This is a genomic window from Shewanella sp. NKUCC06_TVS (assembly GCF_019345515.1).
GTDB lineage: Bacteria > Pseudomonadota > Gammaproteobacteria > Enterobacterales > Shewanellaceae > Shewanella > Shewanella oncorhynchi.
This window is the reverse complement of record NZ_JAHKQX010000006.1, coordinates 199,692-212,456: the sequence shown is the minus strand read 5'-3', so window position 1 is coordinate 212,456 and position 12,765 is coordinate 199,692. Positions and strand designations below refer to the sequence as shown.

Genomic DNA, 12,765 nt, shown 5'->3' with positions numbered 1-12,765 from the left:
GTAAGCCGCCTCTTTATAAAGCGTATGATCCAATACTTAAAGCTGGCAGTCGCTGCTTTGAGCAATGTTAAAACAATAGATGAGATAAAGGTTACCCATGAGCGATATTCATGAGCACAAGATACTGATCCTCGATTTTGGATCCCAGTACACTCAACTGATTGCCCGTCGTATCCGTGAAATCGGCGTTTACTGTGAATTATGGGCTTGGGATGTTACCGAAGCCCAAATCCGCGAATTTGCCCCGAACGGCATTATTCTTGCGGGCGGACCAGAAAGTGTCACGGCTGAAAACTCGCCGCGTGCGCCTGAATACGTCTTTACCGCAGGTGTGCCGGTACTGGGCATTTGTTACGGCATGCAGACTATGTCTGAGCAGTTGGGCGGTAAAGTGATCCAAGGTGTGGGCGAAGGTGAATTCGGCTACGCTCAAATTGAAATGCTGACAGATTCATTGCTATTCAAAGGCATTGAAGATGCGGTTAGCAGTGACGGCAAACCCTTACTCGACGTATGGATGAGCCACGGCGATAAAGTGTCGGCTATTCCTGAAGGGTTTGTGGCGGTCGCTAAAACGGACACTTGTCCATTTGCCGCTATGGCAAACGAAGAGAAGCAATTCTTCGGCGTACAGTTCCACCCAGAAGTGACCCACACTCGCCAAGGTATGCGCATGTTATCGCACTTTGCCTTAGACATTTGTGGCTGTGCGGCTAACTGGAAACCCTCCTCTATCATCGAAGATGCGATTGAGCGCTTGAAGAAGCAAATCGGTGATGATGAAGTGATTTTAGGATTATCGGGCGGTGTTGATTCTTCTGTTGTGGCTATGTTGCTGCACCGCGCTATCGGCAAAAAACTGACCTGCGTATTCGTTGATAACGGTTTATTACGTTTGAACGAAGCCGAGCAAGTGATGGAAATGTTTGGCGATCATTTCGGCCTGAATATTATTCACGTTGATGCGGAAAACCGTTTCCTCGATGCGATGAAAGGCGAAGCCGATCCAGAGGCTAAGCGTAAGATCATCGGCCGCGTATTCGTGGAAATTTTCGATGAAGAATCGAAAAAATGCGCTAATGCCAAATGGTTAGCGCAAGGCACGATTTATCCAGACGTGATTGAATCTGCCGGTAGTGCCACAGGCAAAGCACATGTGATTAAATCTCACCATAACGTTGGCGGTTTGCCAGCCGATATGGCGCTCGGTTTAGTCGAGCCTCTGCGTGAACTGTTCAAAGATGAAGTGCGTAAAATTGGTCTTGAGTTAGGCCTGCCATACAACATGCTTTATCGTCACCCGTTCCCAGGCCCCGGTCTTGGTGTGCGCGTATTAGGTGAAGTGAAAAAAGAATACTGTGACTTGCTGCGCCGCGCCGATGCAATCTTTATCGAAGAACTGCATAAAGCCGATCTGTACAATAAAGTCAGCCAAGCCTTTACCGTGTTCTTACCTGTACGCTCAGTTGGCGTGATGGGCGATGGCCGTAAATATGACTGGGTTGTGTCACTGCGCGCAGTTGAAACAATCGATTTTATGACAGCCCATTGGGCACATCTGCCCTATGATTTCTTAGGTCGCGTATCAAACCGCATCATTAACGAAGTCGATGGCATTTCTCGCGTAGTTTACGATATCTCTGGCAAGCCGCCAGCGACTATCGAATGGGAATAAGTTAATTATTTGAATTAACGAATAAAAGGCGCCGAGTGCGCCTTTTTTGTTGTTTGATGGATTAACTTAGGTTGAATGGCTCAGCCGTGAAATATCTGTGCTTGACTGATATAATCCGGCTTTATTTTTTGCTAAAAGAGATAAGGTGTAAGTGGTGCAAACGCAACAAGACGAACAATCTCAGCAAGATGAACATTGGATGCAAGTCGCGATGCTGATGGCCGAGAAAGCTGAAGCCGAGGGCGAAGTGCCTGTGGGTGCGGTATTGGTCAAAGACGGTCAGCAGATTGCGACGGGTTACAATTTATCCATTAGCCAACACGATCCTAGCGCCCATGCGGAAATTTTATGTTTGCGGGAAGCAGGGCGTTTGGTCGAAAACTATCGTCTTTTAGATGCGACTTTATATGTTACCCTCGAGCCTTGCGCTATGTGTGCGGGCGCTATGGTGCATAGCAGAATTGCTCGTGTGGTATTTGGTGCTCGGGATGAGAAAACGGGTGCAGCGGGTACTGTGCTGAATTTGCTGCAACATCCGGCGTTTAATCACCAAGTTGAAGTGACATCGGGTGTGCTGGCCGATGCTTGTAGCGCGCAATTGAGTCGTTTTTTTAAACGTCGCAGGGAAGAGAAAAAAGCCCTGAAACAGGCTCAAAAGGCGCAGCAAGCTATTGGGTAAGTGACGATTAACGTGACAGGATTAATCCTGAGACTGAATAAAAGTAAAGAAGAGTTTTTGACGATTTAAAATACGGCGATGACGAATTTTTAGCAAAGTACGACGACGCGCAACGGTATTGTTGATGGTTTTTCTTCTCATATTGACCCCATTAATTGTTATTATCGATGCCCTACAGAGATTTATCTTAGGTCATAACCCAAGACAGTAGCAGTTGCACAGGAGTGCAGCAATAGCACTGGTCAGATAAGCTGAACTAAGCGATGTTTTTCATCGCAAATTTGAGTTAGGCTGATAAACCTTAATTCAGCTTGCCTGTTGCTTAGTATCTGACCTTGTTGAAGACATCTACGTACATCTTGAGTTTTTATGTTGGTGTTCTTGTTACGTAAAACTCTGTACTTGATATATAAGAAGTGAGTTGTTGGATTGTCGTTTGGCCCATGCACCTGAGCGCTAACGAGTTAAGCTATTTAGGTTGATCAGGGCTTAACGTTCCCGCTGGAAGTACGGGTTCTTCCACAGTAAGGTCGCTCGAGTCATCATCGGGGTCAGGTTGTTTCGACTGATTATCCACCCAGACTAACGTGTCATAGTAGCGACGGATGCTGTCGACGTAATGAACGGCTTCACTGCCTCGGGCGTAACCATAACGTGTTTTTTGATAATATTTACGCTTTTGCAGTAGCGGTAGTACCTTTTTTAAATCTCGCCAAGCATTGGGATTTAACTCCATCGATTCCGCAAGCTTACGTGCATCTTCAATATGGGCATATCCTATGTTGTAAGAGGCCAGCGCAAACCACATGCGTTGACTCTCGGGGATCGATTCTGGCAGGCGATTGATCATATCGTTTAAATACGCCGCGCCGCCGCGAATACTTTCTTCGGCATCGAGTCGGTTGGTGATCCCAATCTCTTTGGCGGTTGGCTGAGTCAACATCATCATGCCACGCACTCCTGTGGCCGAGCGGGCATTAGGATTCCAATGTGACTCTTGATAGCTGGTTGCTGCCAGTTTACGCCAATCTAAATTGCCTGCATGGGTTTCAAATAATTGTCGATAACGCGGCAATACTGTCTCAATGGCACGGATAAATGCGCGAGTATCAATATAATCGAAGCGTTTTACATGACCAAAGTATTTCTCGTTGAGATGATCCAGCGTACCGGCAAGCTTCTCTTGGTGCCAAAAGGCCAGCAATTTACTCATAAGTTCATCACTGTGAGTGGGAGGTAACAGCCAGATCACATCGAGTTTTTCTTCTAGCACAGGACCTGAGCGCAAGTCGGGCAAGTAGCGACGGTTGATCTGTACGCTGCTGGAGTCGGCGATAGTGTAGTCAATTTCTTTGTTGGCAATCATAGCCAACAACTCTTCACTGTCTTTGTCGGTAATTTGATCCCACACCAGCGTTGGATAATGCTTTTGTAACTGGGTCAAGGTCTCGACGAAGGAAGAGTCGGCGATAACGGTGATCTTGCCTTTTAAGTCGCTGATGTCTTTTGGAGTTGGCATGCCTTCGCGATACACCAACACTTGATTCACTCGGTATAGCGGTGGACCTAAGCGGAACTGTTCTCGCCTTGTGGGCGTTTCTGTCATGCCTGCAGCAATAATATCGATTTCATTCTTTTTGAGGGCTTCGTACAGCTCGATACGGTTTGTGTAGGGCACCATTTTTAAGGGCACATTTAAGTATTCGGCAAACAATACCGCCATATCGTAATCGAAACCGCTATCACCTTGGCCCGAGGTCATATAAATCTGTGGGCCGTAAAGTGTACCGACTCTTAGCTCAGTTAATTTTTTCGGCACGAATTCTGTTTCGTCCACGGTTACCTGCTGACAGGCAGTCAGTAGGGAACCTAAGATAAGAGCGAACAGAAATCGAGTCATTAAATGTACTTATAGTAAATAAAATCAATATTATAGATAGCGAGTTAACAGTGGGGCATTAGTGGTGAACTGGCTGACATTGGTGGGATTATATCCGTTTGTCTGCGATTTCGAAAAAAAATCATTCTGGGGGAAAGTACAGCCGACACAATACTGGGCTTTTTATATCACAGGAAACACTGTTTTGCGTAAGGTCGCAGGTGATTTGTGACAGACATTTCCTTATAATAGCGCCACCTCTGACCCCTGCAATAATAAATAATAAGGTGAATAGACGTGATGGAGATCATCCGCGGAGCCCCTGCACTCTCGACGTTTAGGGTGCAAAAGCTGATGGAGGCCTGCGAAAACGCGGCGCTTCCGGTACGACAAATCTATGCTGAGTATGTCCATTTAGCGGATTTGAGCGAGTTGCTCGACACAAATGAACGCCAGCAACTTGAAAAAATTCTCACCTATGGACCTGCGATAGAAGCTCATATCCCCCAAGGTTCACTCCTGTTTGTCACTCCTCGCCCCGGTACTATTTCTCCTTGGTCTTCAAAAGCCACTGACATCGCGCACAATTGTGGCCTTGGTAAAGTGAAGCGTTTGGAGCGAGGCGTTGCGTATTATGTCGAGTCAGATGCACTGACAGCGCCTCAGCAACAAGCCTTAAATGCGTTGCTGCACGATCGCATGGTTGAAATTATCCTTGATGATTTTACCAAAGCCGATGTGCTGTTCAAACGCACTGAGCCTGCGCCGTTTAAGAGCGTCAATATTCTTGCCGAAGGTCGCCGCGCACTTGAAGTGGCTAACACTGAATTGGGGCTTGCCTTAGCCGAAGATGAAATCGACTATTTAGTCGAGAACTTCGTCCGTTTAGGCCGTAATCCCCATGACATCGAATTGATGATGTTTGCTCAGGCGAACTCTGAGCATTGTCGTCATAAGATTTTTAATGCAGATTGGACCATTGACGGTGAAGTTCAGCCTAAGTCATTGTTCAAAATGATTAAGAACACCTTTGAAACCACGCCTGATCACGTGTTATCTGCCTACCAAGATAACGCCGCTGTGATGGAAGGTTCGGTTGCGGGTCGTTTCTTCCCCGATCCTGATGGGGTATACAACTACCACACTGAACCTATGCACATCCTGATGAAAGTGGAAACCCACAACCATCCAACCGCCATCAGCCCCTATCCTGGCGCCGCAACCGGTTCAGGTGGTGAAATCCGTGATGAAGGCGCGACGGGTCGTGGTTCTAAACCTAAAGCGGGTTTAACAGGCTTTAGTGTATCCAATTTAAAAATCCCGGGTTTTGTTCAACCATGGGAAGGTAACTATGGCAAGCCAGAACGTATCGTGAGCGCGCTGGACATCATGACCGAAGGCCCACTGGGCGGCGCGGCATTTAACAACGAGTTTGGTCGTCCGGCATTGGTCGGTTATTTCCGTACTTATGAGCAGGAAGTCAGCAGCCACAACGGCGTTGAAGTTCGCGGTTACCACAAGCCTATTATGCTAGCCGGTGGTTTAGGTAACATTCGTGAAGAACACGTACAAAAGGGCGAAATTACTGTTGGCGCTAAGCTGATTGTGCTGGGTGGGCCTGCGATGAACATAGGTCTGGGCGGCGGCGCCGCTTCGTCTATGGCATCGGGTCAATCGAGTGAAGACTTAGATTTTGCTTCTGTGCAACGTGAAAACCCAGAAATGGAACGTCGTTGTCAGGAAGTGATTGACCGCTGTTGGCAGCTTGGCGATAAAAACCCGATCCAATTTATCCACGATGTGGGCGCTGGCGGTTTGTCGAATGCTTTCCCTGAACTCGTGAATGACGGCGAGCGCGGCGGTTTGTTTAATCTGCGTAATGTGCCTTCGGATGAGCCTGGCATGAGTCCGCTGGAAATCTGGTGTAACGAATCACAAGAACGTTATGTGCTGTCAATTGCCCCTGAAAACCTCGCGCTATTTACTGCCATCTGTGAGCGTGAGCGCGCACCGTTTGCGGTGGTGGGTGAAGCGACGGCGGAAAAACATTTAACGCTTAGCGACAGCCATTTCGACAATAATCCTATCGATTTACCGCTCGAAGTCTTATTAGGCAAAGCGCCTAAGATGAGCCGCGATGTGGTATCGGCCAAAGCCGTATCGCCAGCGCTCGAACAAAACAAGATTGATGTTAAAGAAGCGGTTAAACGCGTACTGAGCTTGCCTACAGTTGCGGATAAAACCTTCCTTATCACTATTGGCGATCGCACAGTCACGGGTTTAGTGAACCGTGACCAAATGGTGGGTCCATGGCAAGTGCCTGTGGCCGATTGCGCGGTCACAGCGGCAAGCTTTGATACCTACGCCGGTGAAGCTATGTCACTGGGTGAACGTACACCGCTGGCACTGCTAGATTTTGGCGCCTCTGCTCGTATGGCGGTGGCTGAATCCATCATGAACATCGCTGGTGCCGATATCGGTTCATTTAAGCGTATTAAGCTTTCTGCCAACTGGATGTCTGCCGCGGGTCACCCAGGTGAAGATGCGGGTCTTTATGAAGCGGTGAAAGCCGTAGGTGAAGAACTGTGTCCAGAGCTGAGCTTGACCATTCCGGTCGGTAAAGACTCTATGTCGATGAAGACCGCATGGCAGCAAGATGGCGCGGATAAAACTGTGACGTCGCCTATGTCATTGGTTATCACCGCCTTTGGTGTGGTGCAAGATATTCGTAATACAGTGACGCCAGAGTTACGTACCGATAAAGGCGAAACGTCTTTACTGTTAGTGGATTTAGGTGCGGGCAAAAATCGTTTAGGCGGTTCTTGTTTAGCTCAAGTGTTTGGTGAGCTGGGTGATATAGCGCCGGATCTTGACGATGCTGCACTGCTGCGTGGTTTCTTCGAAACCATGCAAAATCTAGTCGCTAAAAAATCGGTTATCGCTTACCACGACCGAAGTGATGGTGGCTTATTCACTACCTTAGTAGAAATGGCTTTTGCCGGTAATACAGGCTTAGACATAGATGTAGAAGACTTGCAGGGCACTGATTTAGAACGACTCTTTAATGAGGAGCTCGGCGCTGTGCTGCAAGTGAGCCGTGACAATGCTGCGAAAATTGCCGCTCAGTTCGCTATCGCTGGCGTGCCTTGCCATGTGATCGGAACTCTAGCCGACGATCAACGCATCACCATTAAAGATGGCGCGCGTGAAATCTTCAGTGATACCCGTGTAGCGCTGCGTACTGTGTGGTCAGAAACCACGTATCGTATGCAAGCTCTGCGTGATAACCCAGCCTGCGCGCTTGAAGAGTTCAAACTTAAGCAAGACGAAACCGATTTAGGCTTAACCGTTAACTTAAGTTTTGATCCAAGCACTGATGTTGCCGCACCTTATATCCTTAAGGGCGCTGCGCCTAAGATGGCGATTTTGCGTGAGCAGGGCGTTAACTCCCACGTGGAAATGGCAGCAGCTTTTGATCGTGCTGGATTTGAAAGCCGCGACGTACACATGTCGGATATTTTATCTGGCCGTATCAGCCTAGGTGAGTTCCAAGGCCTAGTGGCCTGTGGTGGCTTCTCCTACGGTGATGTATTAGGCGCAGGTGAGGGTTGGGCTAAGTCGATTCTGTTTAATGAGCGAGCTCGCGATGAGTTTTCTCGTTTCTTTGAACGTGACTCAAGTTTCTCCCTTGGCGTGTGTAACGGTTGTCAAATGCTGTCGAACCTGAAAGAAATTATCCCAGGTAGCGAGCACTGGCCACGTTTTGTGCGTAACCGCTCAGAGCGTTTCGAAGCGCGTTTCAGCTTAGTTGAAGTGCAACAGAGCCCGTCGTTATTCTTCCAAGGTATGGCAGGTTCACGTATGCCAATTGCTGTATCTCACGGTGAAGGTTTGGCTGAGTTTGCTAGCCCTGAAGCGCTGGCGATTGCCGAAGCGTCAGGCACGATTGCGCTGCGTTTTGTCAATGGTAAGGGGGATATCGCGACTCAGTATCCACAAAACCCGAACGGCTCGCCAAATGGCTTGACTGGGATTTGTACCACAGATGGCCGCGTAACCTTGATGATGCCGCACCCCGAACGTGTGTTCAGAACTGTGGCGAACTCTTGGCATCCAGATGCTTGGGGTGAAGATAGCCCTTGGATGCGTATGTTCCGTAATGCGCGAGTGACCTTAGGTTAAGCGTTTAAAGTCAACGGCTTTTGCCTTTGTTGAGGGGCAAAAGCAGGGTAATGAAAGCGTAAAAAAGGAGCGATAATTTCGCTCCTTTTTTTATATATAAAATGCATTTTATGGAAGTGATTGTATTTCAAATTATTAACGCTTATTGCAAATAATCTAATGGACTAAAGTGGCAAAATAGCCACTTTAATCGGTAAATACCTATTAATAGGTATGTTGCGCATTTGATACGGGGCGTGGTGTTTTATGGGGTTCTGGAGTTGTTGGGGGATGCTAGGGTCTTAATATAGAAAAAGCCCCCAATCTCAGGGAGATGGGGGCCCGTTTTGCGCTAACAAAACTTCACATAAATGCAATTAATTTCACGAGTAATTCTGGGGATTATTTCAGCTCATTAGCTGTATAAAGTTCAACAAAAACACGCTTGTAGCTGTTAACCAGACGTTCAAATAATTTAGTCATATCGATATCTCCACACCAAAAGTTAGTACCTATGTGCGCGAAGTTGGTCTTGGCTGGGCTACGACACCAGTTCTACCAAATTGTCTCCTTAACACAGGACATATATTAAACAACTTAGGTTAGCTTCTCAAACGAGAAAAAATACAAATATTCATTATTAAAACTAATGCATTTTAGCCTGTTCGATTGTGATTTTTTATATTTATATGTATTTATATTTGATTTTAAAGGTTTTAAATTATGGTTCACTTAAATTTGTGACAATATTTTTTAGTTAATTTGTTGCAACATTATTTATTTGTTGGTTTTTTGATGATTAGAACTGATTTTTACTGTCTAGTTGGTAAAAGTATGACTTTATATCAATTAATAGCTGCTCACTACTCTTGTTTTTCTCGATTGTCAATCCTCTCTGGTGGGGAAGTGTGTGCCTCACCGCAAAACCCACCTAAACCCCTGAGTTTGATTGATTTGCATCAAAGCGAGGTGGTATAAAATAGCCACAAATGAAAATGAATAAATATCTTAACTATCTGATATTTATATCGATGAAATCATTTGATTGATTGAGTGGTAGGGTGTTGGTCTCAGTTACTTGCGATAGTGTGACTAGCGTCTCAATATGCAACAGATATTGGTACTTTTTAGCCCTTGCTGCTTCGAACTAATGCAAAAGATTAAATTTAACGGTTTATACTGTTGTCGCAGATATAAACACAAAATGAAAACTCACTATCCTACAAAGGCACTTGCTGTGATTGACGCGGGTTTTGTCATAGCAATTGGACGCACCAAGTAAGGAGTCACCGATGATTGTTGAAGAGGTTGTTGAGCTATCGCGGTTGCAGTTTGCGCTGACAGCCATGTATCACTTCCTATTTGTTCCCTTGACTTTGGGGTTGGCATTTTTGCTGGCTATCATGGAATCACTGTATGTGATGACAGATAAACAAATTTATAAAGATATGACTAAGTTCTGGGGTAAGTTATTTGGTATTAACTTTGCCTTGGGGGTTACCACAGGTTTGGCAATGGAATTCCAGTTTGGTACTAACTGGTCTTACTATTCGCATTACGTAGGGGACATCTTTGGTGCGCCTCTGGCTATTGAAGGTTTAATGGCCTTCTTCCTTGAATCTACCTTCGTGGGTATGTTCTTCTTCGGTTGGGATCGTTTCACTAAGCGTCAGCATTTAGTCGTGACTTGGTTAGTGGCCTTTGGTTCTAACATGTCGGCATTGTGGATCTTAGTGGCAAACGGTTGGATGCAAAACCCTGTGGGTTCAGTGTTCAACTACGAAACCATGCGTATGGAAATGACCAGCTTCGCTGAGGTTGTGTTTAACCCTGTCGCGCAGGTTAAGTTTGTTCACACCGTCGCTTCGGGTTATGTGGCGGGTGCCATGTTTGTACTGGCGATCAGTGCTTATTACATCCTCAAGAAACGTGACTTACCTTTTGCCCGTCGCTCATTCGCGATTGCGGCAAGCTTTGGTATGGCGGCGATTCTGTCGGTTATCGTGTTAGGTGACGAATCTGGCTATAAAGTGGGTGAAGCACAGCGCGTTAAGTTAGCAGCGATTGAAGCTGAGTGGCATACAGAGCCTGCTCCAGCGGCCTTTACTGCTGTCGGTTTTCCGAATCAAGAAACCATGAAAACAGATTTTGCAGTCAAAATTCCTTATGCGATGGGTATAGTGGCAACACGCTCGTTGGATGAAGAAGTGACTGGTATTCATGACTTGATTACTGAGCATGAAGTGCGTATCCGTAACGGTATGAAAGCCTATGCCATGCTAGTGAAACTGCGTGCGGGTGAAGAAACGCCTGAACTACGTGCTGCTTTTGAAGAAGCGAAAGTCGACTTAGGCTACGGTTTCTTACTAAAACGCTACACAGACAAAGTGGTTGATGCGACTGAAGAGCAAATTAAAGCAGCAGCTAAAGATTCTATCCCGAACGTAGCACCGATTTTCTGGAGCTTCCGTGTGATGGTAGGTCTAGGCTTTATCATGTTGTTCGTATTTGCTGCGGCATTCTGGCAAAGCACACGTCATCAAATTGCCGAGAAAAAATGGGTACTTAAAGCTGCACTTTATAGCTTGCCATTGCCTTGGATCGCGATTGAGTGTGGTTGGTTTGTGGCTGAGTATGGTCGTCAACCTTGGACGATTTCTGAGGTACTACCGACCTTTATGTCTGCGTCAAGCTTAACGACTGGCGACTTATGGTTCAGTATCCTTTCTATCACCTTGTTCTACACTGTACTGCTGGTGATTGAGATGTTCTTGATGTTTAAGTTTGCCCGCATTGGTCCGAGCAGTTTGAAAACTGGTCGTTATCATTTCGAGAACCTAGAAGCCTAAGCAGAGGATTTCATTATGTTTGATTATGAAATATTAAGAGTTATCTGGTGGGCTCTGATCGGCGTACTGTTCATCGGATTTGCGGTTACTGATGGTTTTGACATGGGTGTCGGTGCGTTACTGCCAATTATAGGCAAAGACGATACTGAGCGCCGTATCATGGTTAACACTATTGCTCCCCATTGGGACGGCAACCAAGTGTGGTTAATCACAGCAGGTGGTGCGTTATTTGCCGCTTGGCCTATGGTGTATGCAGTGTCTTTCTCTGGCTTCTATGTCGCCATGATGTTAGTGCTGTTTGCCCTCTACATGCGTCCAGTCGGATTCGATTATCGTTCTAAAATCGAAAATCCAAAATGGCGTAAGTCGTGGGACTGGGCTTTGTTTGCCGGTGGTTTTGTACCTCCGCTAATCATAGGCGTGGCCTTTGGTAACTTGTTACAAGGTGTGCCTTTTGAATTCGACGAGTTCCTACGTGCGACTTATCACGGTGGTCTGTTCGGCCTGTTGAATCCTTTCGGTTTGCTGGCAGGTCTTGTGAGCGTGAGCATGTTTATGATGCAAGGCGCTTCTTGGCTACAAATGAAGACTGACAGTGAGCTGCGTGTTCGTGCTGCGAAAGCCACGCAATTCTTCGCACTGTTAGTGGCTGTGTTGTTTGCTGCTGCGGGTGTGTGGTTAGCCAATGGTATTGATGGTTATGTAGTGACTTCAGTACTGGACCATAATGCGGTTTCTAACCCAGCTATGAAAACCGTCGCAATTGAAGCGGGTGCTTGGCTTGCCAACTATGACAAATACCCCATCACTATGCTGTTCCCTATCTTAGGTGTGGCATTGCCTCTGCTAGTGATTTTGGTTAGCCGCTTTAACCGTTCAGGTTTTGCGTTCCTATTCAGCTCACTCACTGTGGCTATGGTGATTTTGACTTGCGGTGCAGCAATGTTCCCATTCGTCATGCCATCATCACTTAACCCTAACGTCAGTTTGACTATGTGGGATGCAACAGCCAGTAAAATGACCTTAGGTGTTATGACTGCTGCTGCAGCGATTTTCGTACCTATAGTGTTGAGCTACACTGTCTGGACTTACTACAAGATGTTTGGTCGTATTGGCCGTAAGCATATTGAAGATAACAAAGCCTCACTCTATTAGGCATTAAGGAGCATCTGCTATGTGGTATTTTACGTGGATATTAGGGGTTTTGTTGGCCTGTTCTTTCGGGATTATCAATGCCCTGTGGCTTGAGAATACAGAGAACATGGACAGATCGGCAGAAGATGCCGAGTAACGTCTAAACTCGATTTAAAAACCTCGCATCAGCGGGGTTTTTTATTGAGATTTTTTGATCGGCGGAGGTTATTTTAATTAGAGGCAGAGCTAGGCTATCGTATTAGGCCAAGCAGTTAACTTCGCTGCAGAGTGGTGATGTAACTGCAACGAATAGGTCTGATATCATTGTTTTTGATTGTGCTCTCTGCAGATGCTTGCTCTGCATGGCTTAAGATATTTTCTCCATTAC

Annotated in this window: 7 protein-coding genes; 6 read left to right on the top strand and 1 reads right to left on the bottom strand. The window is 46.4% G+C overall.

Going from position 1 to position 12,765, the window contains the following annotated elements; genetic code table 11:
- Positions 1-97 precede the first annotated feature (97 nt).
- The gene (guaA, locus tag KO531_RS09100) at positions 98-1,675 is read left to right on the top strand and encodes a glutamine-hydrolyzing GMP synthase (protein ID WP_028761248.1); all 1,578 of its coding nucleotides are present in this window, start codon (positions 98-100) and stop codon (positions 1,673-1,675) included.
- 151 nt (positions 1,676-1,826) lie between these two features.
- A complete protein-coding gene (gene tadA, locus KO531_RS09095) occupies positions 1,827-2,354 on the top strand; it encodes a tRNA adenosine(34) deaminase TadA (RefSeq protein ID WP_081729095.1) in 528 nt (175 codons plus the stop codon).
- 469 nt (positions 2,355-2,823) lie between these two features.
- Here tadA and mltF read toward each other — a convergent pair whose 3' ends face one another.
- A complete protein-coding gene (mltF, locus tag KO531_RS09090; RefSeq protein WP_219250957.1) occupies positions 2,824-4,254 on the bottom strand; it encodes a membrane-bound lytic murein transglycosylase MltF in 1,431 nt (476 codons plus the stop codon).
- Between the two features lie 279 nt (positions 4,255-4,533).
- Here mltF and purL point away from each other — a divergent pair, with 279 nt between their 5' ends.
- From purL to cydX, 4 genes are all read left to right on the top strand, one after another.
- Positions 4,534-8,415, top strand: coding sequence for a phosphoribosylformylglycinamidine synthase (gene purL, locus KO531_RS09085; RefSeq protein ID WP_219250980.1), 3,882 nt, complete (start codon positions 4,534-4,536; stop codon positions 8,413-8,415).
- Positions 8,416-9,686: 1,271 nt separating this feature from the next.
- A complete protein-coding gene (locus tag KO531_RS09080; protein ID WP_212601103.1) occupies positions 9,687-11,243 on the top strand; it encodes a cytochrome ubiquinol oxidase subunit I in 1,557 nt (518 codons plus the stop codon).
- A 15-nt stretch (positions 11,244-11,258) separates the two neighbouring features.
- Positions 11,259-12,398 (top strand): cytochrome d ubiquinol oxidase subunit II, encoded by a 1,140-nt coding sequence (gene cydB, locus KO531_RS09075; protein WP_028761243.1) that lies wholly within the window; start codon positions 11,259-11,261, stop codon positions 12,396-12,398.
- 19 nt (positions 12,399-12,417) lie between these two features.
- Complete coding sequence (cydX, locus tag KO531_RS09070) at positions 12,418-12,534, top strand: cytochrome bd-I oxidase subunit CydX (RefSeq protein ID WP_011788717.1); 117 nt, start codon at positions 12,418-12,420, stop codon at positions 12,532-12,534.
- Positions 12,535-12,765: the final 231 nt, after the last annotated feature.

Excerpts from the sequence above, each read along its gene's own strand:
- mltF (WP_219250957.1), bottom strand. The coding sequence starts at position 4,254 with ATGACTCGATTTCTGTTCGCTCTTATCTTAGGTTCCCTACTGACTGCC.
- KO531_RS09080 (WP_212601103.1), top strand. The coding sequence starts at position 9,687 with ATGATTGTTGAAGAGGTTGTTGAGCTATCGCGGTTGCAGTTTGCGCTG.
- guaA (WP_028761248.1), top strand. The coding sequence starts at position 98 with ATGAGCGATATTCATGAGCACAAGATACTGATCCTCGATTTTGGATCC.
- purL (WP_219250980.1), top strand. The coding sequence starts at position 4,534 with ATGGAGATCATCCGCGGAGCCCCTGCACTCTCGACGTTTAGGGTGCAA.
- cydB (WP_028761243.1), top strand. The coding sequence starts at position 11,259 with ATGTTTGATTATGAAATATTAAGAGTTATCTGGTGGGCTCTGATCGGC.
- cydX (WP_011788717.1), top strand. The coding sequence starts at position 12,418 with ATGTGGTATTTTACGTGGATATTAGGGGTTTTGTTGGCCTGTTCTTTC.